At 60.1% G+C, this 21,575-nt stretch carries 19 protein-coding genes; 12 read left to right on the forward strand and 7 right to left on the reverse strand.

Features of this window, described 5'->3' with window-relative positions; translation table 11 throughout:
• Window positions 1–15 precede the first annotated feature (15 nt).
• The 8 genes from MRK42_RS17780 to MRK42_RS17815 all read left to right on the forward strand — a co-directional run bounded on the left by MRK42_RS17780 (window position 16) and on the right by MRK42_RS17815 (window position 7,263).
• Window positions 16–642 (forward strand): DUF2796 domain-containing protein, encoded by a 627-nt coding sequence (locus MRK42_RS17780; protein WP_354688412.1) that lies wholly within the window; start codon window positions 16–18, stop codon window positions 640–642.
• Window positions 643–646: 4 nt separating this feature from the next.
• Window positions 647–1,336: an ABC transporter ATP-binding protein gene (locus tag MRK42_RS17785; protein WP_201979401.1), complete on the forward strand. Its 690-nt coding sequence runs from the start codon at window positions 647–649 to the stop codon at window positions 1,334–1,336.
• Window positions 1,330–2,577: an ABC transporter permease gene (locus tag MRK42_RS17790; protein WP_354688413.1), complete on the forward strand. Its 1,248-nt coding sequence runs from the start codon at window positions 1,330–1,332 to the stop codon at window positions 2,575–2,577. Before MRK42_RS17785 ends, MRK42_RS17790 begins: the two co-directional genes overlap by 7 nt.
• A gap of 31 nt (window positions 2,578–2,608) precedes the next feature.
• Window positions 2,609–3,082 carry a DUF3299 domain-containing protein gene (locus tag MRK42_RS17795; protein ID WP_026034852.1) on the forward strand — a complete coding sequence of 158 codons (474 nt, stop codon included), beginning with the start codon at window positions 2,609–2,611 and terminating at the stop codon, window positions 3,080–3,082.
• Between the two features lie 104 nt (window positions 3,083–3,186).
• A complete protein-coding gene (locus MRK42_RS17800; RefSeq protein ID WP_005335692.1) occupies window positions 3,187–4,047 on the forward strand; it encodes a TIGR03899 family protein in 861 nt (286 codons plus the stop codon).
• Window positions 4,048–4,323: 276 nt separating this feature from the next.
• Entirely contained in the window at window positions 4,324–5,961 is a 1,638-nt protein-coding gene (locus MRK42_RS17805) for a PAS domain-containing methyl-accepting chemotaxis protein (protein WP_354688414.1), read from the forward strand.
• 762 nt (window positions 5,962–6,723) lie between these two features.
• Entirely contained in the window at window positions 6,724–7,116 is a 393-nt protein-coding gene (locus MRK42_RS17810) for a hypothetical protein (protein WP_354688415.1), read from the forward strand.
• A gap of 9 nt (window positions 7,117–7,125) precedes the next feature.
• Window positions 7,126–7,263 (forward strand): hypothetical protein, encoded by a 138-nt coding sequence (locus MRK42_RS17815; protein WP_354688416.1) that lies wholly within the window; start codon window positions 7,126–7,128, stop codon window positions 7,261–7,263.
• A gap of 366 nt (window positions 7,264–7,629) precedes the next feature.
• On the opposite strand, the gene cysC is transcribed toward MRK42_RS17815, so the two are convergent.
• The 5 genes from cysC to cysG all read right to left on the reverse strand — a co-directional run bounded on the left by cysC (window position 7,630) and on the right by cysG (window position 14,106).
• Complete coding sequence (gene cysC / locus MRK42_RS17820; RefSeq protein WP_354688417.1) at window positions 7,630–8,220, reverse strand: adenylyl-sulfate kinase; 591 nt, start codon at window positions 8,218–8,220, stop codon at window positions 7,630–7,632.
• A 248-nt stretch (window positions 8,221–8,468) separates the two neighbouring features.
• The gene (locus MRK42_RS17825; RefSeq protein WP_354688418.1) at window positions 8,469–10,193 is read right to left on the reverse strand and encodes an SLC13 family permease; all 1,725 of its coding nucleotides are present in this window, start codon (window positions 10,191–10,193) and stop codon (window positions 8,469–8,471) included.
• 4 nt (window positions 10,194–10,197) lie between these two features.
• Window positions 10,198–11,640, reverse strand: coding sequence for a sulfate adenylyltransferase subunit CysN (gene cysN / locus MRK42_RS17830; protein WP_354688419.1), 1,443 nt, complete (start codon window positions 11,638–11,640; stop codon window positions 10,198–10,200).
• A gap of 12 nt (window positions 11,641–11,652) precedes the next feature.
• Window positions 11,653–12,561 carry a sulfate adenylyltransferase subunit CysD gene (cysD, locus tag MRK42_RS17835; RefSeq protein ID WP_354688420.1) on the reverse strand — a complete coding sequence of 303 codons (909 nt, stop codon included), beginning with the start codon at window positions 12,559–12,561 and terminating at the stop codon, window positions 11,653–11,655.
• A gap of 96 nt (window positions 12,562–12,657) precedes the next feature.
• A complete protein-coding gene (cysG, locus tag MRK42_RS17840; RefSeq protein WP_354688421.1) occupies window positions 12,658–14,106 on the reverse strand; it encodes a siroheme synthase CysG in 1,449 nt (482 codons plus the stop codon).
• A 256-nt stretch (window positions 14,107–14,362) separates the two neighbouring features.
• On the opposite strand from cysG, the gene MRK42_RS17845 reads away from it, so the two are divergent.
• The 3 genes from MRK42_RS17845 (at window position 14,363) to nadA (ending at window position 17,026) form a co-directional block, all read left to right on the forward strand.
• A complete protein-coding gene (locus tag MRK42_RS17845; RefSeq protein WP_042026963.1) occupies window positions 14,363–15,286 on the forward strand; it encodes an SPFH domain-containing protein in 924 nt (307 codons plus the stop codon).
• Complete coding sequence (locus MRK42_RS17850) at window positions 15,283–15,738, forward strand: NfeD family protein (protein WP_224210367.1); 456 nt, start codon at window positions 15,283–15,285, stop codon at window positions 15,736–15,738. Before MRK42_RS17845 ends, MRK42_RS17850 begins: the two co-directional genes overlap by 4 nt.
• 214 nt (window positions 15,739–15,952) lie before the next feature.
• Entirely contained in the window at window positions 15,953–17,026 is a 1,074-nt protein-coding gene (gene nadA / locus MRK42_RS17855; protein ID WP_354688422.1) for a quinolinate synthase NadA, read from the forward strand.
• 66 nt (window positions 17,027–17,092) lie between these two features.
• On the opposite strand, the gene MRK42_RS17860 is transcribed toward nadA, so the two are convergent.
• Window positions 17,093–17,959 carry a D-hexose-6-phosphate mutarotase gene (locus MRK42_RS17860; RefSeq protein WP_354688423.1) on the reverse strand — a complete coding sequence of 289 codons (867 nt, stop codon included), beginning with the start codon at window positions 17,957–17,959 and terminating at the stop codon, window positions 17,093–17,095.
• 85 nt (window positions 17,960–18,044) lie between these two features.
• Window positions 18,045–19,040 (reverse strand): type I glyceraldehyde-3-phosphate dehydrogenase, encoded by a 996-nt coding sequence (gene gap, locus MRK42_RS17865; RefSeq protein WP_026457038.1) that lies wholly within the window; start codon window positions 19,038–19,040, stop codon window positions 18,045–18,047.
• Between the two features lie 345 nt (window positions 19,041–19,385).
• Here gap and malQ point away from each other — a divergent pair, with 345 nt between their 5' ends.
• Window positions 19,386–21,575, forward strand: a complete 2,190-nt coding sequence (gene malQ / locus MRK42_RS17870) for a 4-alpha-glucanotransferase (RefSeq protein WP_354688424.1) — start codon at window positions 19,386–19,388, stop codon at window positions 21,573–21,575.

Here is a 21,575-nt window from a genome sequence, read left to right on the forward strand (position 1 = left end):
TTAAAAGGATTCACAATGAAAGCAGTTACCCTGTTGCTGGCCGCGGCGGCCTTTGGTGCACACGCACATCATGACGAACACGACGGTAATGGCCACGGTGCCCACGAGCACGGTCACGGCCACCTCAATCTGGTGCTTGATGGCAACCAGCTGATGCTGGAATTTCAGGCCCCGGCCGCCGATCTGGTGGGCTTCGAGCACGCGGCAAAGAACGATGAAGAGAAGGCACAATACGCCAGGGCGGTGGATCGCCTCAAACAACCGGACACCCTGTTTCGCTTCGCACCGGCTGCGGGCTGCAAGCTGACCCAGCAGGAAATCAACGCGGCCAATAAAGAGCACGACCATGACCATGACCATGACCATGACCATGACCATGACCATGACCATGACCATGACCATGACCATGACCATCAAAAGTCTGACGACGGCCACGATGATCACCAGCACGATGAGGCTAGCCACGCCGATATAGGCGCCATGTATACCTATACCTGCGCGCTGCCGGACAAGCTCGCCGGGCTGGATGCCACCCTGTTCAGCGTCTATCCAAGCCTGGAGAAGCTGAGCGTGCAGGGCATTTTGCCCACTGGCCAGACCGCAGCCGAGCTGACCCCCTCCGCCAACCAACTGAGCTGGTAACGCCATGAAAAACGCCGTGGTTGAGATCCGCGATCTGGCCTTTGCCTGGCCGGGTCATGAGGCTGTACTCGATCTGCCCGCCCTCACCATCACAGAAGGCGAGCGAGTGTTTATCAAGGGCCCCTCGGGCTCCGGCAAATCGACCCTGCTCGGGTTGCTCGCCGGGATCCAGACCGCCAACCACGGCACCCTGGAGGTGCTGGGCCAACCGCTGGCCCGGCTCTCCGGCCGTGCCCGTGACCGGTTCCGGGCGGCCAATCTGGGTTACATCTTCCAGCAGTTCAACCTGCTGCCGTTTTTATCCGTTCTCGACAACGTCACCGCCGCTCTCACCTTCTCCCCCGAGAAGCGGGCGCGCCTGCGTGGCAGTGCCGACGCTGAGGCCCGGCGCCTGTTGACGGAACTGCAGCTACCCGAGGAGGCGTTGCACAGGCCCGTCCATGCCCTCAGCATCGGCCAGCAGCAGCGGGTGGCCGCCGCCCGTGCGCTGATCGGCTCACCACCGCTGGTGATCGCCGATGAGCCCACCTCGGCCCTCGACACCGACAACCGGGCCGCCTTTATCAAGCTCCTGTTCGAGGAGTGCGACAAACAGGGCTCGACCCTCATCTTCGTCAGTCATGACCCCTATCTGGAGCCCCTCTTCCCCCGGGTGGAAAACCTGCAACAGCTCAACAGGAGGGCCACATGCTGAAACTCGCCCTGCAAAGTCTCTGGGCCCGTCGCCTCACTGCCGGCCTCACCCTGCTGGCGGTGGCCATCAGCGTCACCCTGCTGCTCGGGGTGGAGCGGGTACGCGACCAGGCGCGCGAGAGCTTCGCCAACACGGTATCGGGGACCGATCTCATCGTCGGTGCCCGCTCCGGCCAGGTGAATCTGCTGCTCTATTCTGTGTTTCGCATCGGCAATCCCACCAACAACGTGGGTTGGGATGCCTATCAGGCCATCAAGACCAGACCCGGCATTGCCTGGACCATCCCCCTCTCCCTCGGGGACTCCCACAAGGGCTTTCGGGTGCTCGGCACCAATGGCGACTACTTCACCCACCTCAAATACGGCCAACAACAGTCGCTGCAGATGAAGAAAGGGCGCCCGTTCGATACGCCGTTCGAAGCGGTGCTCGGCGCCCAGGTCGCCGAGAAGCTCGGTTATCACCTGGGGCAGTCCATCGTCATCGCCCACGGCGCCGGCAACACCTCTTTCAGCCAGCACGACAATCTGCCGTTCAAGGTGGTGGGCATTCTGGCACCGACCGGCACGCCCATCGATCGCACCATCCACGTGCCGCTGGCCGGCATCGAGGCGATCCATCTGGGCTGGGATACCGGCCGCCACAGCAAGAACGTGACGCCGGAGCAGGCGCTGGCGCAGGACCTCACCCCGAAAACCATCACCGCCTTTATGGTGGGACTGAGCAACCGGATCCTGGCGTTCCAGCTGCAGCGCAGCGTCAACACCTATCCCAAAGAGCCGCTGATGGCGATCCTGCCGGGGGCTGCCCTGCAGGAGCTGTGGAGCCTGATGAGCGTGGCGGAAACCGCGCTGTCGGTGATCGCCGGTTTTGTGGTGGTGGCGGGCCTGATCGGCATGCTGACCACCTTGCTCGCCGGGCTTAACGAACGGCGCCGCGAGCTCGCCATCTTGCGATCCCTCGGCGCGGGCCCTGCCCACCTGTTCCTGCTGCTGGCGCTGGAGGCGATGGCGCTGACCACGGTCGGCATCGCCCTCGGTGTCGCCGTGCTCTATCTGGGGCAGGGGCTTGCCTCGCCCTGGCTGCTCAGCCACTATGGCCTGCAACTGAGTCTGGGGCTGCCGAGCACCTACGAGTGGCAGTTGCTGGGGGTAGTGTGGCTGGCAGGCATGGTGATCGGCCTGCTCCCTGCCGCCCGCGCTTACCGCTACAGCCTGAGCGATGGTATGAGCATTCGCGTCTAGCGAGACGCCCAAAATAGAAACAGAAGGACAGATGATGAAGTGGAAAATTGTGGCGCTGCTCGCCAGCCTGCTGGTGCTGCCCGCCCTGGCCGCCGATTACAAGACCATCGACTGGGATGTGCTCATCCCGGAAGGGGAAAAACTGCTGCCACCGCCCCAGGTCAATCACGAAGATCCCATGTCGGTGCCGCAACCGGTGGGCGGAGTGAACAAGAAGCTGGACAACCAGGATGTGCGCATTCCGGGCTTCGTGGTGCCGCTGGAAGGGGATGCCAAGAAGATCACCGCCTTCCTGCTGGTGCCCTACTTCGGCGCCTGCATCCATGTGCCGCCCCCCCCCACCAATCAGGTGATCTATGTGAGCTACCCCAAGGGTGCGCCGGTGGATGACCTGTGGGATGCCATCTGGGTGAAAGGCAAGATGCGCACTGTCAGCTCCAGCCACGAGATGGCCACCGCCTCCTACTCGATGGAAGCGGTCGAGGTGAGCGTCTACGAGGAGTAATCCTCCCGTTGCAAAAAAAGCGGCCTCCACGGAGGCCGCTTTGTTATCTTGGCATCCCGGTTGGAGTAACATTCAGCTCCAGAACCTGTGCGAATGGAGTCAGCATGGCAGACCTCCCCCCCCCGAAAAAAGAGAGTTCGATCCTGAGCAGCCAGGAGCAGACCCTGCGTCTGGCCCGCAGTCGCGGTATCGACGGCATGCTCACCCGCAACACCGACAGCACCTTCGAACAGCGCGCCACCTTTCGTCATCTGGCGGATCAGGCCGCCCGCCAGCGCAATCTGGAAGCCATCATGGTGATGGCCTCCCGCCACTGCGAAGAGACCGCGGCCGGCGGCGAGATGGACAGTGACTGGCTGACCCGCTTCCTGCAACTGGCGGAAGATATCAGCATGGTGCCGATGCAGCAGCTGTGGGGGCGGATCTTCGCGCTGGAAGTCGCCACGCCGGGCCGCTTCTCCATTCGGGCGCTCGCCACCCTCAAAGAGATGACCCAGCGCGAGGCCCAGCTGTTCCAACGTATCTGCTCACTGACTTGCCACTACACCGGCAGCGACGAGCAGCGGCTGCTGCTGGGGCTGCACAAGGGGGCCAGTTTGCTGAGCCGCGCCAAGGCAACGCGCCTTGGCCTTGGCAAATACCGGCTGCCCTACAACGCCCTGCTGCAACTGTTTGAGCTGGGGCTGCTGCATCGCGCGGAGCTGGAGTCCGGCCCGCTGCCCGCCGATGGGGTCGAGCTGGAGTTCGGCAACCAGCGCTGGCGGCTGCAGTGCAAGCAGAACAACATCACCCTGCTCTACTACCGGCTCACCCCGGTGGGCAACGAGCTCGCCCAGCTGCTGCAAGAGTCGCCGCTGGAGGAGTACCTGCAGGATCTGAAAACCGTGCTGGTGCAGGGTATCCAGATTGAAGTGATGCAGCTCGTCAGCGCCCCCTCCTCACCCGCTCCCGACCCTCTCCCCTGATCTCTGGCGGGGCAGCGGATGCCCCGTCGGTTCGTGGCTCCTTCGCATCAAGCTTCTGGCTCACAGCTCATGGGCTTGACCAGAATAGGTTGCAAATTGCAGATGCCGCAAAGGCACACCCCGTCTGCTCCATTGCATATTGCAAACAGCAACGTTCTTTTCCTGCCAAAACGGCACTAATAACACATCAGTCATTAGCTTTTGCCAGCTGGCCCACCCCTTGCAGATGTCTTGATGTAGATCAAAATCTAACCATCACAGCTCGGGAGTAAGGCCATGAGAATCAATCAACCGGTTACCCAAAGAGAACGTCTCTATCCAGACCACCAGAGCCTGATCTCCACCACGGATCTGGAGAGCCGCATCACCTACGCCAACGATGAGTTCTGCGAGATAGCAGGCTTCCAGCTCGACGAGCTGGTGGGGGAACACCACAATCTGGTACGTCATCCTGACATGCCGAAACAGGCCTTTGCCGATCTGTGGAACCATATCCGCGAAGGCAAGTGCTGGATGGGACCGGTGAAGAACCGCTGCAAGAGTGGCGATCACTACTGGGTCAGCGCCTTTGTCACCCCCATCAAGGATGCCAGCGGCCGGGTGGTGGAGTATCAGTCGGTGCGCACCGCCCCGAGCGAGGAGATCAAACAGCGAGCCGAGAAGGTCTATGCCGACCTTCGCAACAACAAGCTGCCGCTGGCGCTCAAGTTGCCCACCTTCTCCCATACCCTGACCATCAACCTCTGCCTGCTGCTGAGCCTGCTCGCCATGTTTGCGCTGGGCTACAACCACGACATGAACTGGCAACTGGCGCTGGTCGCCCTGCCGCTAGCGATAGCGGCCATCACCCTGAATGCCCTCTCCCGCCGCCTCGGCAAGCTCAACAAGATGGCCCGCAGCCGCTTTGACAACCCGCTGATGCAGCTGCTCTACACCAACAAGGTGGACAACATCGCCGCCATCGAACTCTCGATGGTGATGAATCAGGCCGAGTTCAACGCCGTGCTGGCCCGCACCCAGCAGACCTGCAGCAAGATCCTGCAGGCCGCCGAGGGGGATCTGCGCAACGCCGAATCCATCACCGACAACCTGCAACAGCAGCAGGCCGAAACCAATCAGGTAGCGACCGCCGTGACCGAGATGTCGGAATCCATTCGCGAGGTGTCGCAAAGCTCGACTGACTCCTCCAGCCTGCTTGATGAAACGGCCGTGCTGTTCAAGAGCGGCAACAGTAGCGTGGCCGAAACCGTAGCTGCCGTGGCAGGCATGAACAGCGAGCTGACCACCTCCAAGAGCGTGATCAGTGCGCTGGTCGGCCACTGCCGCGATATCGACGGCATCCTCGATGTGATCAACAACATCGCCAACCAGACCAACCTGCTTGCCCTCAATGCCGCCATCGAAGCGGCCCGGGCTGGCGAAGCGGGCCGCGGCTTTTCGGTGGTGGCCGACGAGATCCGCTCGCTCGCCATCAAGACCCAATCCTCGACCAGCGAAATCCAGAAGATGATCACCGAGCTGCAAACCAGCGCCGGGGATGCAGAACAGGCGATGGAGAAGGGCTGCCAACTCTCCGAAAGCTGCCAGCAGAAAGCCTCGGCGACCGGCACCATTCTCCAGCAGATCAACAATATGCTGCAGCAGGTGGCCTCCGGCAGCGGCCAGATAGCCCAGGCGGTGCAGGAGCAGTTCCACGTCACCGCCGAGATCAACCGCAACGTGCTCAGCATCAAGACCCTGGCCGATGACTCCAGCGTTGGCAGCCAACACGCCGTGCACGGCATCACCCAGCTGGTCAACCAGTTGAGCGATCTCGACCGGCTGGTGCGCCAGTTCCAGAAGGGGGCTCCGGCAAGCCAAAGCCGCTACGAAGTGGCCACCACCCGCGCCGTGCCGGTTCGCCAAGCCAGATAACCACTACCCAAACAATCACCGCAGCAAAACCCTATGGGCCTTTGGGTCCATAGGGTTTTTTTAATGCCCGCTAACAAGAGGACGACATCCTCGCTTCACTGTCCGATTTGCCCTCTGCGCTGATGGGCCCAAGCGGTTGAGCGACCACATTTAAACCCATTACTGATTAATTTATTGATCTTGCTCAGAAAACGGCCCGCTTGTGCTTTTCACCCCAGCCCCGTTCGGTAACATAGCCGCTTGGCAACCCCTCGTCGGAGTCAGCCATGAGCCAAACCAGTGCCAAAACGTAGGTAACAAGCAGCAGACTGGAGGCTGAAATTCAGGGGCGGTAGCGTGGTTTTTGTCGGTTGGCACAGCGCGTAGCCAAGCCCAACAAACGAGCATTATTACGCCAACCTGAGGGCGATATACATGGATTGGGTCGTTCGGTAAAACAAATTTGCATATATGTTTCGCGGTAAACGTTGGGCTTCACTTCGTTTAGCACCAACCTACGATTTTTAGCCCAACATATGAGATGACTGGTAATACATTGATTTAATATTTATTTTTTATGGCGGTTATCTTGATGAAGATAAGTTATGCGGGAGGCGGCACTAACGTGTTAGCACCACCTTCTATCTAATCACTGCAATGAGTAGTTAAGGAGGATATATCTCGGTCGTAAAAGAAGTTGCATATGATTATGCAAAATCTAGTTTAGATCACGAACTCAATCGTTTTGATGCACTAGATTCAAAGGCAAATAAATTTCTTGGCTTGGTTTCTGCGATACTAGGTATTTTTGCAAGCTTAATTGGATGGGGTTTTGATAAATTCTTCCCACCCGTTTCATCTATGCAATGCTGGGTAGTTTTTCTATTGTTTTTAATTGCGTTTGGTTTAGTAGGCGCTTGGTTTAAATTATTTGGTTCTATCCGAATCACCAACATGCCAACACTTAAATTAGAAGAAAGAGCCTGTGACTATCTTTGCCAAGATAATGAACAGGTATTCAAAGATATACTAAAGGTGTTTGCCAACCTAATCGAAGTCCATAGAACTGTAATGACCCGAAAAATTGAACTGGTTGACTCTGCTTACGGATACATTCAGTTCAGTGCCGTTGTAACTATTGTTACTGCATTTTTCATATTAATCTCTCAATTGTAAGGAAAGCCAATGACATCCGAAAACAAGCATCCAAATGATCAAACACCGCTTACACCACCTTCTAAGCAGGGAAATAATGATAGTGGCGGTATAGGTATCGACTGGGTTAAAAAGAGCCAAGACGATCAACCAAAAGAGCGTCGATAGTATATCTCATAACAAAGCATTTAGGAGTAATCCCCAACGCTTGGCCTTTTCAGCTTCGCGTTGGGATTTGTGTTTGCGGCACAACTTTAATTTAAGTTTCAGCCCGTAGGTTCGAATAGCACAGCGTATTCGGACCATCGCGAATAACCCCGCGCGATATAAGCAAGGATCGGAAGATCCCCTTGCGGGGTTGCTATCGACCACTTTGGAGTGGCTCAAGGCTCGTCGGTACCACTATAAGCTGGATTTATGGGTTTTCCGCTGATGACTCAATTTTTGCTTATAGTGGTGACCACCTACCTATAAGCGCCTGTGGTGGTCAACTGGCCGGCTGCCGGGCGCTTGTTTTAGGTTCTTCCGATCCAATTACAGATAGTTCCCCTGCCGCAGGGCGGTCAGCAGCTCTTCCACCAGAGCGGCGACCGGCTTGCCGGCGTTAAGCAGATGAATTTCCGGCTGCTCCGGCGCCTCGTAGGCGGAGTCGATACCGGTAAAATTCGTAATTTCCCCTGCCCGCGCCTTCTTGTAGAGTCCTTTGGGATCGCGCTCTTCGCAGATGGCGAGCGGCGCATCGACAAAGACCTCGACAAACTCCCCTTCCCCCAAGAGGCTGCGCACCAACGCCCGCTCGGCACGGAACGGCGAGATAAAGGCGGTGAGCACGATAAGGCCCGCATCCACCATCAGTTTTGCCACCTCGCCTACCCGGCGGATATTCTCCTGCCGCGCGGCATCATCGAACCCGAGATCGCCGCAGAGGCCGTGGCGCACATTGTCCCCATCCAGCAGATAGGTGTGCTTGCCTTGTGCCGCCAGCGCCTGCTCCAACGCCCCCGCCAGGGTCGATTTGCCCGCCCCCGACAGCCCGGTAAACCAGATCACCAGCGGTTTTTGCCCTTTAAGCTCGGCCCGGCTCTGTTTGTCGACGGCATGCTTGTGCCACACGATATTGCTCATCCCACACTCCTTGCTTGGCGCTCACGCCTCAAAACTTAAACGGTCCGGCACTACGGGGAGCCGCCTCAGACTATCAGCCGACAACGTGCTGGTGCCATGGCATTGCTCATCCAACACTCCTTGCTTGGCACTTACGCCTCAAAACTTAAACTGTCCGGCACCACGGGGAGCCGCCTCAAACTATCAGCCGACAACGTGCTGATGCCATGGTATTGCTCACCCAACACTCCCTGATTGGCACTTACGCCTTAAAACGGAAACAGCAGGGGCACCATCACAATCACCCCGAGGCTATAGGCCAGCGAGACCGGCAGCGCCAGCTTGAGGTAGTCCGGCATCTTGTAGTTGCCCGCGGCATAGACCATCAGGTTGGTCTGGTAGCCGTAGGGCAGGATAAAGCTGGAGCTCGCCCCGAACAGCACCGCCAGAATAAACGGCATGGTCGAGACATCCATGCTGAGCGCCAGCTGGTAACCCATGGGGAAGGCCAGCGCGGCCGCCGCGTTGTTGCTCATCAGCTCGGTTAGCACCAGCGTAAACACATAAATACCGATAAAGGCGATGATGGGGCTGGCACCGTTAAACTCCCCCATCAGCCAGTCGGCGATAAGCTTGGCCAGTCCGCTCTTTTCCAGCTGATCGGCGATGGCGAGCGCCCCGCCCACCACCAGCCAGATATCCAGCGGGAAGCGGCGGCGGATCTCGTCCAGGGTCAGAATGCGGGTGAGCAGCAGCGCCACCAGCATCAGCAGCAAGCCCTTGAACAGCGGCACCAGATCAAACACCGAGAGCGCCAGCACCCCGAGAAACCCCAGCACCACGGCGGCGCTGCGCTTGCCATCGAGGCGGGTGGAGGCTTCCAGCCCGCTCACCACCACAAACTCGCGCCCCAGCGATTTGTTGCGGGAAAACTGGGGGCCGGGGGCCAGCAGCAGGGTATCACCGGCGTGCAGCTCAATCTGGCCGAGGCCACCGGTAAGCTGGGTTTCGCCGCGGCGCACCGCCAGTACCACCGCATCGAAGTGGGTGCGAAACTCGGCATCCTTGATGGTCTGCCCCACCAGCCGCGAGCTGTGGCTGACGATCACCTCCACCAGATGCTGGCCGTTGAGGCGGTGCTGGCCGTAGAGATCCAGCCCCTTCATCTCCTGCAATACGCCGACACTCTCCACATCGCCACAAAACAGCAGCACGTCCCCTTCGTGCAGCTCGTGTTCCGGCTGCACCGGGCAGATCACCTGCTCGCCGCGAATGATTTCCGCCAGATAGAGGCTTTTCAGGCTGCGCAGGCCGTTCTCCTTGACGCTGCGCCCCGCCAGCGGTGAACCGGCGCCCACCTTGGCTTCGAGAAAGTAGCCGGATTCGCGGCTCATCTCGGTATCCTGCACCGGCAGGTGGCGGGCAAACAGCAGCACAGCCACCAGACCGGTCAGCAGGGTGCCCGCCCCCACCATAAAGAAGTCGAACATGCCGAGCGGCGGCGCCCCCATCTTGATGAGAAAGCTGTTGACGATGAGGTTGGTGGAGGTACCTATCAGGGTCAGCACCCCGCCAAAGGTGGCCGCGAAGCACATGGGCAGCAGCAGCCGCGACGGCGCATGGTTGGGGTTGCGTTTGACCGCTCCCAGCATGGAGGCCACCACGGCGGTGTTGTTGACGAAGGCCGACAGGAAGGCGGTGGAGAACCACACCTTCACCAGCACCTTGTTGAATGACCCCGTGCCCACCAGATTGGCGAACCAGCTCATGATGCGGGTCTTCTCCACCGCCAGCGACACCAGCAGCAACAGCACCAGCGTCAGCAGGGCACTGTTGGTGTAGCCCGCCACCACGGCGTTGATGTCCGCCAGTCCGCTCAGGTAGGTGATGAGCACGGCGCCCGAGAAGAGCAGCGCCGGGCGGAGTTTGCCCTGGATCAGCAGGGCCACGAGAGCAGCCAGCAGACCCAGCACCAGGAATTGTTGCCAGGTCATGGGCTTACTCCTTGCTTGTGTCGTTACCGATGGCAAGGGCTTGCCAGTGCGGGAAGTGCTTGCGCACCAGGGCGTTTAGCTCGATTTCAAACTCGCTGTAGTGCCCTGCTCTACCCGCAAGATTTACCGCTTTGGCGGCCAAGCCTTCCACTATCATGCCGGCGCCGACGGTGACGTTGGTCAGCCGGTCGATCAGGATAAAGCTGCCGGTATCGCGGATCTCCTGATACGGGTCGAACGCCACCGGGTCGGTGAGGCTCAGCTCGCACAGGCCGATCTCGTTGAGCTTGAGTTCGCTCGCATCCAGCTCATCGAGCTTGTTGATCTCGATGCGGTGGCGGATCGCCTCCACCTGGCCGCGACTCTTCTTGGTGGCCAGCTTGACGTCGTAGACCCGGCCCGGTTGCAGGGACTCCTCCCCCATCCAGACGATATGGGCCAGCAGGTTCTGGGTTACCAGCGGCTTTCTGGCGGCATCCACCAGCAAGTCGCCCCGGCTGATGTCGATCTCATCGGCGAAGGTGACGGTAATGGCCTGACCCGGCAGGGCGTACTCCAGATCGCCGTCGAAGGTGACGATGCGGGTGACTGTGCTCTCCTTGCCGGACGGCAGCACCGCCAGCTTGTCGCCCACCCGCAGGATACCGGAGGCGAGCGTGCCCGCGAAGCCGCGAAAATCGAGGTTGGGGCGGTTCACATACTGCACCGGCAGGCGCACCGGGTGGCGCTCCAGCTCGCGCTCAACCTCGGCAGACTCCAGCAAAGCCAGCAGGGTTTCGCCTTCGTACCAGGCCAGCTTGTCGCTCTGGTTGACCACGTTGTCACCGTCCAGCGCCGAGACCGGCACGATATGGATGGTGTCGACGCTGAGCTTCTTGGCGAACTCGCGGTAATCGGCGCTGATGCGCTCGAACACCTCCCGACTGAACTCCACCAGATCCATCTTGTTCACCGCCACCACGAACTGCTTGATGCCGAGCAGGCTCGCAATAAAGCTGTGGCGGCGGGTCTGATCCAGCACGCCTTTGCGGGCGTCGATCAGGATGATGGCCAGATCGCAGGTGGAAGCGCCGGTCGCCATGTTGCGGGTGTACTGCTCGTGGCCCGGGGTATCCGAGATGATAAATTTGCGCTTGGCGGTGGAGAAATAGCGGTAGGCCACGTCGATGGTGATGCCCTGCTCGCGCTCTGCTTGCAGGCCGTCTACCAGCAGTGCCAGGTCCAGCTTCTCGCCGGTGGTGCCGAGCTTCTGGCTGTCGGACTCCAGTGCTTTGAGCTGATCTTCATAAATCTGCTGGGAGTCGTGCAGCAGGCGACCGATAAGGGTGCTCTTGCCGTCATCCACGCTGCCGCAGGTGAGAAAACGCAGCAGACTCTTGTGCTGCTGGGCGTGCAGATAGGCTTCAATGCCCTGTTCGGTGATGGCGGTCTGAATATGGCTGTTCATGCTGACGACTCCTTAGAAATATCCCTGACGCTTCTTCTGCTCCATGGAGCCGGCCTGATCGTGGTCAATCAGCCGCCCTTGCCGCTCGCTCGAGGTGGTGAGCAGCATCTCTTCAATAATTTCCGGCAAGGTGGTGGCATCGGATTCGATGGCCCCGGTCAGCGGGTAGCAGCCGAGGGTGCGGAAACGCACCAGCTCCTGCTTCACCTCATCCTCGGCGGTCAGCGGCATGCGCTCGTCATCCACCATGATCTTGATGCCGTTGCGCTCCACCACCGGACGGTAAGCGGCGAAGTAGAGCGGCACTATGTCGATCTTTTCCAGATAGATGTATTGCCAGATATCCAGCTCAGTCCAGTTGGAGAGCGGGAACACCCGGATGCTCTCCCCCTTGTTGACCTGGCTGTTGTAGACCCGCCACAGCTCCGGACGCTGGTTCTTCGGATCCCAGCGGTGAGACTTGTCACGGAAGGAGTAGACCCGCTCCTTGGCGCGGGACTTCTCCTCGTCGCGACGGGCACCACCGAAGGCGGCATCGAAGCCGTATTTGTTCAGCGCCTGCTTGAGCCCCTCGGTCTTCATGATGTCGGTATGCTTGCCACTACCGTGCACGAAGGGGTTGATGCCCATGGCGAGCCCTTCCGGGTTCTTGTGGACGATGAGATCCAGCCCGTATTTTTTGGCGGTCTCGTCGCGGAAGGTGATCATCTCCTTGAACTTCCAGTCGGTGTCGACATGGAGCAAGGGGAACGGGATCTTGCCCGGATAGAAGGCCTTGCGGGCCAGATGCAGCATGACGGAGGAGTCCTTGCCGATGGAGTACATCATCACCGGGTTTTCAAATTCGGCAGCCACCTCGCGGATGATATGGATGCTCTCGGCTTCCAGCTGCTGCAAGTGGGTCAATCTTTCACGGTCCATGTTGGTCCTCGGGTCATTGCTTATGCGCCTGCTCGGGGCGCTGGGTGGTTCAGTGCGCGGCCGCACCGGCAGCCGCATCAAATATCTCTTTCTCGGTCAGGCCAGCTGCACCAGCTTGAGGTCGCAGCCATCGAGATCCGGGTTAGCGCGCAGCTGCTCGCCGCCCAGCTCTCCGCTCTTTTCCCCAAACCAGGCGAGCCGCTCGCGCAGTGCCACTACTTCACCGATGACGATAAGCGACGGGCTCACCGCCTGTTTGGCCAGCTCGGCCAAATCGGCCAAAGTGCCGGTCAGCACCCGCTGGCGGGCTGTGGTGCCGCGCTCGATGATGGCGATGGGGGTGGCTTGGCTTCGGCCGTGATCCACCAACTGCTGCTGGATATGCTCGGAGCGCATCAGCCCCATGTAGATGACCAGGGTCTGACTGGTAGCGGCGAGCTGCTGCCAGTCGGGCTCCTTGCCCTCCTTCTGGCAGTGGCCGGTAATAAAGACGGCGCTCTGGGCGTAATCACGGTGAGTCAGCGGAATGCCGGCATAGGCGGTAGCACCGGCGGCGGCCGTGATGCCGGGCACCACCGAGAAGGGGATGCCTTCATCGGCCAGCACTTCCAGCTCCTCGCCACCCCGGCCAAACATAAAGGGATCGCCCCCTTTCAGCCGCACCACCCGGTTGCCTGCCTTGGCGTACTCAACAAGCAGGCGATTGGTCTCCTCCTGCGGCACGCTGTGGGCACCCGCCTTCTTGCCGACCGACACCAGGGTGGCATCACGGCGCACCAGATCGAGGATCTCAGGCGAGACCAGCTGGTCGTAGAGCACCACTTCAGCCTGTTGAATCTGTTGCAACGCCTTGAGGGTCAAGAGGCCCGGATCGCCGGGGCCTGCGCCGACCAGCACTACTTCTCCTACTTCGCTTTTTGCCTGGTCGAGGCCATCGCTCAGCCACTGCTCGGCACCTTGCCAATCCTCTTTCTCAATCAGGCTGGCGAGGGTGTTGGAGGCAAAGGCGCGCTCCCAGAAGCGGCGACGATCGGAAATCGAGGAGAGCACCCGCTTGGCCTTGTCACGCACCCGGCCGGAGAGCTCGGTCAGCCCGCCGAGATGGCGCGGCAGCAGGCTCTCGAGCCGCTCGCGCAACAGGCGCACCAGCACGGGGGCCTTGCCACCGCTGGAGACGGCCACCACGATGGGGCTGCGATCGATGATGGAGGGGAAGATAAAGCTGGAGCGATCGGGGTCATCCACCAGGTTCACGAACAGACCGCGCTCGGTGGCGCTCTGATAGACCTGGGCGTTCACCTCAAGGTCATCGGTAGCGGCCACCACCAGGATCTGCCCTACCAGATGGGCAGGCGCGAAGCGCTCGGCCAGATGGGTGAAGCGGCCGGCAAATTCGTGGAAGCCGGGGTCGAGCTCGGGAGAGACCAGAGTCAGGCGGGCACCGGCCGCCAGCAGCAGGCGCGCCTTGCGCAGGGCAACCTCGCCCCCGCCCACCAGCAACACCGGGCGGCCTTCCAACCTGGCAAACATCGGCAAATAATCCATTTTGCATCTCTCCATACCTGATGAGCGCACTCTATCGGGATGGCTAAGCGCGATAAAATAATAAAGAACGTTCATTTATATCTTTTGGGAATATGCTTTGCCGCAGGATGGCAAATCAGGGGGAGCGCGATGCCCTTGAATAGAGGGTGCAGAAAAGAAGATTGCGGGTAGCGAAATACCCGGCATGCAGCGGGTGACTGGTGCTTTCACCGTGCGGGGTATAGTCTATCGAGACACATTGAAACGGAGTCAAATGATGAATGAATCATTGATTGTACTGGGAATTTTCATATTCCTGGTGATCGCCACCCTGAGCGCCGGGATCAAGATAGTGCCGCAGGGTTACAACTGGACCGTGGAGCGCTTCGGCCGCTATACCCGTACCCTCACCCCCGGTCTCAACCTGCTGATCCCCTACATAGATCGCATCGGCCACAAGATCATCATGATGGAGCAGGTACTGGACATCCCGGCACAGGAGGTGATCTCCCGCGACAACGCCAACGTCACCATAGACGCTATCAGCTTCGTGCAGGTGGTGGATGCCCGCAAGGCAGGCTATGAAGTGAACGATCTGACCAGCGCCATCCGCAACCTCACCATGACCAATATGCGTACCGTGCTGGGCGCCATGGAGCTGGACGAGATGCTCTCCCAGCGCGACACCATCAACGAGAAGTTGCTGCGCACCATGGATGCCGCCACCGCCCCCTGGGGGATCAAGGTGACCCGCATCGAGATCAAGGATGTGCGTCCGCCGCTGGCGCTGGTAGAAGCGATGAACGCCCAGATGAAGGCCGAGCGCCAGAAACGGGCCGAAGTACTGGAAGCCGAAGGGGTTCGTCAGTCCAAAATTCTGAAAGCCGAAGGGGAGAAGCAATCCCAGATCCTCAAGGCCGAGGGTGAACGCCAGGCCGCCTTCCTCGCCGCCGAGGCACGGGAGCGGGCAGCTGAGGCAGAGGCCAAGGCGACTCACATGGTGTCAAAAGCCATCGCCGAAGGGGATCTGCAAGCCATCAACTACTTCGTGGCCCAGAAGTACACAGAGGCGCTGGCCCGCATCGGTGAAGGCCCCAACAGCAAGGTGGTAATGATGCCGCTGGAGGCGGGCAGCCTGATAGGCGCCGTGGCCGGCATGGCCGAGCTGTTCAACAAGGATGGCAAGGGCGGCAAACCATGACAGCCCTGTTCGAGGGGCTGACCCACTGGCACTGGCTGGGGCTCGGTTTCGTGCTGCTGGCCATCGAGGTGCTGGGCTCGGTGGGCTTTCTGCTCTGGACCGGTATCGCCGCGCTGGAGGTGGGCCTGTTGCTGCTGGTGTGGCCCTTCGGCTGGCAGGCTCAGCTGCTGCTGTTTGCGGTGCAATCCCTGCTCACCACCTGGGCCTGGTGGCGCTGGCAGCACCAGCGGGATCGCTCGGGCCAGGATGCCGCCGCCCCCATCAACGAGCGGATGCAGAGCTATCTGGGACGCGAGCTGACCCTGCTGGATGATGTCAATCAGGGCACGAGCCGGGTCCATCTGGACGACACCGTCTGGACGGTGCGCTGCAACCAGCCACTCCCGGCAGGCAGCAGGGTCAGAGTGACGGGGCATGACTCCCATATCCTGCTGGTCGAGCCCCTCCCCTGATGGCTTTCGACGACTGACACCAAGCCCGCCATCGCGCGGGCTTTTTGTTGGTCAATATCCATGGAGGCCCTTCATCAGTAACGGACGACTCCCCCGCCCGATGAAATAACAGAGGGATATGTCGAACGCCGCACAAGGACCGATTTGTTGATGGGTTTGTGCCCAGCTTCTGGTTATAATTTTTGCCTTTCCAAGCGTTGATGGAACAGTCGCAATGAGCAATGCACTGAGCAGTATCCCGCCGGTAGTCGAGATGGACTACCCGTTTCCGGCCAAACCGGTTCCCCTGAGCGCCGAGCAGAAGACGACCCTGATCGCAGACATCAAGGCACTGCTCAAGGAGCGTCAGGCCGTGCTGGTCGCCCACTACTACACGGATCCCGAGATTCAGGCGCTGGCCGAAGCCACCGGTGGTTTCGTCGGGGATTCCCTCGAAATGGCCCGTTTTGGCCGGGATCACGCCGCCCAGACCCTGATCGTCGCAGGCGTGCGCTTCATGGGGGAGACCTCCAAGATCCTGAGCCCCCACAAGCGAGTGCTGATGCCGACTCTGGAGGCCGAGTGCTCCCTCGATCTGGGCTGCCCCATCGAGCAATTCTCCGCCTTCTGCGATGCCCATCCCGACCATACCGTGGTGGTCTACGCCAACACCTCGGCGGCGGTCAAGGCGCGGGCTGACTGGGTGGTGACCTCCAGCATTGCGCTGGAGATCGTCGAACACCTCGACAGCCAGGGCAAGAAAATAATCTGGGGCCCGGATCGCCACCTGGGCGCCTACATCGAGAAGAAGACCGGCGCCGAGATGCTGCGCTGGCAGGGGCACTGCATCGTCCACGACGAGTTCAAGGCCCGCGCTCTGCGCGATCTGAAAGCGCAGAATCCGGATGCCGCCGTGCTGGTGCACCCCGAATCCCCCGCCTCTGTCATCGAATTGGCCGATGCGGTGGGCTCCACCAGCCAGCTGATCAAGGCAGCCAGGGAGCAGCCCCAGCAGAAGCTCATCGTGGCGACCGATCGGGGCATCTTCTACAAGATGCAGCAGGCCTGTCCGGAGAAAGAGATGGTGGAAGCACCGACCGGTGGTGATGGCGCCACCTGCCGCAGCTGCGCCCACTGCCCCTGGATGGCGATGAACGGCCTGGTGGCCATCAAGTCCGCTCTCACCGACGGTGCCGAGCGCCACGAAATCCATGTGGACGAAGCCCTGCGGATCAAGGCCCTGGTCCCCCTCGACCGCATGCTGGACTTTGCCGCTGAACTCAAGCTCAAGACGCAGGGCAATGCCTGATTGCTCCTGATGACGAAATACAAAGAGGGCTCCTGCGGGAGCCCTCTTCATTTATCTGTCACACCCTCAGATGATCACGGTGGAGAGGCTGTGCTCCTCGTCGGGGGCAACGGTGACGCCCGCCTCGCCGGCGATGGCCGCTTCGACGCACAGCATGGTGCGATAGCCGTCGTCGCTCATGTCGGCCATGGCGGTGGCCCCTTCCAGCCAGGGAGTCCAGACCACCACGCTGTCATGGTTGCCACTCACCACCCGGATCTCGCGCTCACCATCCTTGACGCTGACCAGCGCCTCGGGCTGCCAATAAACGCGATCCAGCGGGCCGCTCAGGGTCAAGGCCCCCTGCTGCTTGCCATCCTGACCGGTCAACTTGTCGGCATAGGGTTCACCCAGCCCGTTGACGCTGACGGCTTCCGGCTGGCTGATGGCCAGATAGGTGTGTAAGGCGCCACTGTAGACGAGAGGCTCACTGCCGGTGTTGCGGGTGGTCAGTACCAGGGAGAGCTCCTTGCCTACCAGCACGTCCAGCTCCAGCTCGAAGGCGTGATCCCACTGGGTGCGGGTCGCCTCGCTGTCGCGCAGGGAGAGATGCACCAGGGTACCGTCGGCGTGATCGGAGACGCCGTCCAGGGTCCAGAGGATGGTGCGGGCAAAGCCGTGGGAGGGTTTGCCGCTACCGACGCGAGCCGGCGCCGGGCCGAACCAGGGCCAGCAGAGGGGAATGCCGCCACGGATCGGCTTGCTGCCATCCAGCACGGCCTTGTCACTCAACCAGATGGAGGCGGGTTCGCCATGGCGCTGATAACTCAGCACATGGGCGCCGAACAGGCTGATCTCGGCCCTGGCGCAGTCATTGCTGATGGTGAGAACGGGCAGACCGGCCGCATTGTTGGCGAGCTGGCAGTTGGCGGTCAGGGGACGAATGGATTGCATGTGGACTCCTGTCATCATGGGAACCGAAAAACAAAAAGGCGGCCAGTGGCCGCCTTTTTCAAGCTACGCGATTGCGCATCCCAAATTACTTGGAGATGTGAGCGATCAGGTCCAGAACCTTGCTGGAGTAGCCCATTTCGTTGTCGTACCAGGATACAACTTTAACGAATTTGTCGGTCAGCTGGATACCAGCCTTGGCGTCGAATACGGAGGTCTGACGCTCACCCAGGAAGTCGGTAGAAACCACTTCGTCTTCGGTGTAGCCCAGAACGCCCTTCATGGCGCCTTCGGAAGCAGCTTTCATCGCTTCGCAGATTTCTGCGTAGGTGGCAGCTTTCTTCAGGTTAACGGTCAGGTCAACAACGGATACGTCCGGAGTCGGAACACGGAAAGCCATACCGGTCAGCAGGCCTTTCAGTTCCGGGATAACTACGCCAACAGCCTTGGCAGCACCGGTAGAGGACGGGATGATGTTCTGAGCCGCGCCGCGGCCACCGCGCCAGTCTTTGGCAGACGGACCATCAACGGTCTTCTGGGTAGCAGTGGTAGCGTGAACAGTGGTCATCAGGCCAGACTCGATACCGAAGGTGTCGTTCAGTACTTTGGCGATCGGAGCCAGGCAGTTGGTGGTGCAGGAAGCGTTGGAAACGATGTCCTGGCCAGCGTAGGTAGCATGGTTAACGCCCATAACGAACATCGGGGTAGCGTCTTTGGACGGACCAGTCAGAACAACTTTCTTGGCACCGGCAGCGATGTGCTTGCGAGCGGTCTCGTCGGTCAGGAACAGACCGGTAGCTTCGGCAACAACGTCAACACCGATTTCGTTCCAACGCAGGTTGGCCGGGTCACGCTCAGCGGTAACACGTACGGTTTTGCCGTTAACAACCAGGTTGCCGTCTTTAACTTCAACGGTACCGTTGAAACGACCGTGGGTGGAGTCGTACTTCAGCATGTAAGCCATGTAGTCAACGTCGATCAGGTCGTTGATACCAACAACTTCGATGTCGTTGCGCTCGCAAGCCAGACGGAATACGAAACGACCGATACGGCCAAAACCGTTAATACCTACTTTGATAGTCATATTTAGTTACCTAACTGTTCAGTAGTCAAAGAAAATTCCGCTTGTAAATTTACTAGAACTCTACGGTGAGTCAACCAACATTCGGTCCGAAATTGCGCTATATCATGAAAAACTGTGAAATTTATTTTCTGTTTATGTAACTGATTACCGTACTTTGACAAAAAAACATCCTGTTTGCCCCCTTCGCAATTATCAACAATAGTGCCTACTCGGTCACACAACCATAACGACAGATATGTAAAAATGAACGCGGTTTAGCATGGCCAAAGAGCCACTGTTCAAGTACCACTCATAAAAATTAATCAAAATAGTATAGATAGAATCCACAGCGGGAATTCTCAAACTATGACCACCCTGATCGAACAGCTGGCTGCCGCAAAAGGCATCGCCAGCGAGTATGTCGATGCCTGGGGCCAACCGGCCCTGGTGTCTGAAGAGAGCAAGGCCGCCATGCTGGGCGCCATGGGCTATCGCGTCGATGACGAAGCAGCCCTGACCGAGCAGCTGGAACAGGAGCACCGCCAGCACTGGCTGCGCGCGCTGGATCCCGTGATGGTGGTACGCACCGGCGAGCCGGTGACGCTCGAAGTCCGCCTCCCCATCGAATTCGTCAATGACGCCCTCACCTGGCAGCTCCAGCAGGAGCAGGGTGCCGTGCTGTCCGGTCAGTTCAGCCCCATCGAGGGCGAGCTGGTCGGCGTCGCCGAATTCGAGGAGATGGAGTGCCAGGCCTATCGCGTCCCCCTGGCGATGACCCCGGAGCTGGGTTACCACCAGCTGGTGCTGCTGGAAGAGGGCAATGACGAACCGCTCGCCACCATGCGTCTCATCGTCGCGCCCAAGGCTTGCTACAAGCAGCCCCCCATTGCCAATGGCCGCAAGGTATGGGGCCCGAGCGTTCAGCTTTACTGCCTGCGCAGCCGCCATAACTGGGGTATCGGTGATTTCAGCGATCTGGGCCAGCTGGTCGAGAAAGCGGCCGCCTGGGGGGCCCACTTCGTCGGCCTCAACCCCATCCATGCCCTCTATCCGGCCAATCCGGAGAGCGCCAGCCCCTATAGCCCTTCATCCCGTCGCTGGCTCAACGTCGCCTATATCGACGTGGCAGCCGTCCCCGAATTTCAGGGGAACACAGGCCTCAAAGCGGAAGTGGCAAGCCCCGCCTTCCAGCAGCGCCTGACCGAGCTGCGCGCCAAAGAGAACGTCGACTACACAGGCGTCATCGAAACCAAGATCGCCATGCTGCGCCAGGTGTTTGACCAGGCCAAACTCAGCGCCGAACGTCAGGCTGCATTCGACAGCTTTGTCGCCGCCGGTGGCGACAGTCTGCAACAACAGGCCACCTTCGATGCCCTGCAGGCTCACTTCTACGCCAAGGGCGAAAACGCCTGGGGCTGGCCGGTGTGGCCCGAGGCCTTCCGTGACTACCACAACCCTGCGGTCGCAGCCTGGGCCTCGGAACACCAGCAGGATGTGGCCTTCTACCTGTATCTGCAATTCCTCGCCGACGAGCAACTGGCCCAGGCCGATGCCCGCGCCAAGGCCGCCGGCATGGTGATGGGGATCTACCGGGATCTGGCGGTGGGTGTCTCCGAAGGCTCTACCGAGATCTGGGCCAACCAGGATCTCTACTGCCCGAAAGCTTCGGTCGGTGCGCCGCCCGATATTCTGGGCCCCCTCGGTCAAAACTGGGGCTTGCCCCCCATGAATCCGAACCAGCTGTTCGAGGCCGCCTATCAGCCGATGGTAGATCTGTTTCGCGCCAACATGCGCTCCTGCGGCGCCCTGCGCATCGACCATGTGATGGCACTGCTGCGCCTGTGGTGGGTACCGCCCGGAGAGTCCGCCGCCAAGGGCGCCTACATCTACTACCCGGTCAACGACCTGCTCGGCATCCTGGCCCTCGAATCCCACCGCAATCAGTGCCTGCTGATCGGCGAGGATCTCGGCACTGTGCCGGAGGGGATCGACGTGACCCTGAAGGAGAACGGCGTCCACTCCTACAAGGTGTTCTTCTTCGAGCGCTCCAAGGAGGACGGTGGCTTCATCTCCCCGGCCCACTACGCCGAGCAGGCGATGTCGGCCCTGACCACCCATGACATGCCGACCCTCAAGGGCTTCTGGCATTGCGACGATCTGGCGCTGGGACGCGAGCTCGGATTGTATCCGGATGAAGACGTACTCAAGACCCTGTATGCTGATCGCCACCAGGCCAAACAGCGGATCCTCGACAGCCTGCACGCCCACAATGTCATCTCTGACAACATCAGCCGTGACGTCAACTGGGTTGGCATGAATACCGAGCTCAACCATGGCCTGCAGATCCACATGTCCCGTGGCAGCTGCGCCCTGTTCAGCACCCAGCTGGAAGACTGGCTGGAGATGGACAAGCCGGTCAACGTGCCGGGCACCAGTTACGAATACCCCAACTGGCGCCGCAAGCTCTCCGCCGACCTGGAGGATATTTTTGCCAATGAGGCGCTCAAGGCGCTGGCCGGCCAGATGAGCCGTGCCCGTGATGAGGCCAGTCGTTGA

Origin of the sequence: Aeromonas sp. 19NY04SH05-1 (assembly GCF_040581895.1) — a bacterium.
Lineage (GTDB): Bacteria > Pseudomonadota > Gammaproteobacteria > Enterobacterales > Aeromonadaceae > Aeromonas > Aeromonas enteropelogenes.

What these genes read in the sequence shown, in the direction of transcription:
- cysN (WP_354688419.1), bottom strand. Translation starts at nt 11,640, where the DNA reads ATGAACAGCCATATTCAGACCGCCATCACCGAACAGGGCATTGAAGCC.
- MRK42_RS17845 (WP_042026963.1), top strand. Translation starts at nt 14,363, where the DNA reads ATGAATGAATCATTGATTGTACTGGGAATTTTCATATTCCTGGTGATC.
- MRK42_RS17795 (WP_026034852.1), top strand. Translation starts at nt 2,609, where the DNA reads ATGATGAAGTGGAAAATTGTGGCGCTGCTCGCCAGCCTGCTGGTGCTG.
- MRK42_RS17800 (WP_005335692.1), top strand. Translation starts at nt 3,187, where the DNA reads ATGGCAGACCTCCCCCCCCCGAAAAAAGAGAGTTCGATCCTGAGCAGC.
- MRK42_RS17790 (WP_354688413.1), top strand. Translation starts at nt 1,330, where the DNA reads ATGCTGAAACTCGCCCTGCAAAGTCTCTGGGCCCGTCGCCTCACTGCC.
- cysC (WP_354688417.1), bottom strand. Translation starts at nt 8,220, where the DNA reads ATGAGCAATATCGTGTGGCACAAGCATGCCGTCGACAAACAGAGCCGG.
- MRK42_RS17785 (WP_201979401.1), top strand. Translation starts at nt 647, where the DNA reads ATGAAAAACGCCGTGGTTGAGATCCGCGATCTGGCCTTTGCCTGGCCG.
- cysD (WP_354688420.1), bottom strand. Translation starts at nt 12,561, where the DNA reads ATGGACCGTGAAAGATTGACCCACTTGCAGCAGCTGGAAGCCGAGAGC.
- MRK42_RS17805 (WP_354688414.1), top strand. Translation starts at nt 4,324, where the DNA reads ATGAGAATCAATCAACCGGTTACCCAAAGAGAACGTCTCTATCCAGAC.
- cysG (WP_354688421.1), bottom strand. Translation starts at nt 14,106, where the DNA reads ATGGATTATTTGCCGATGTTTGCCAGGTTGGAAGGCCGCCCGGTGTTG.
- MRK42_RS17860 (WP_354688423.1), bottom strand. Translation starts at nt 17,959, where the DNA reads ATGCAATCCATTCGTCCCCTGACCGCCAACTGCCAGCTCGCCAACAAT.
- MRK42_RS17850 (WP_224210367.1), top strand. Translation starts at nt 15,283, where the DNA reads ATGACAGCCCTGTTCGAGGGGCTGACCCACTGGCACTGGCTGGGGCTC.
- nadA (WP_354688422.1), top strand. Translation starts at nt 15,953, where the DNA reads ATGAGCAATGCACTGAGCAGTATCCCGCCGGTAGTCGAGATGGACTAC.
- MRK42_RS17815 (WP_354688416.1), top strand. Translation starts at nt 7,126, where the DNA reads ATGACATCCGAAAACAAGCATCCAAATGATCAAACACCGCTTACACCA.
- MRK42_RS17825 (WP_354688418.1), bottom strand. Translation starts at nt 10,193, where the DNA reads ATGACCTGGCAACAATTCCTGGTGCTGGGTCTGCTGGCTGCTCTCGTG.
- malQ (WP_354688424.1), top strand. Translation starts at nt 19,386, where the DNA reads ATGACCACCCTGATCGAACAGCTGGCTGCCGCAAAAGGCATCGCCAGC.
- MRK42_RS17780 (WP_354688412.1), top strand. Translation starts at nt 16, where the DNA reads ATGAAAGCAGTTACCCTGTTGCTGGCCGCGGCGGCCTTTGGTGCACAC.
- gap (WP_026457038.1), bottom strand. Translation starts at nt 19,040, where the DNA reads ATGACTATCAAAGTAGGTATTAACGGTTTTGGCCGTATCGGTCGTTTC.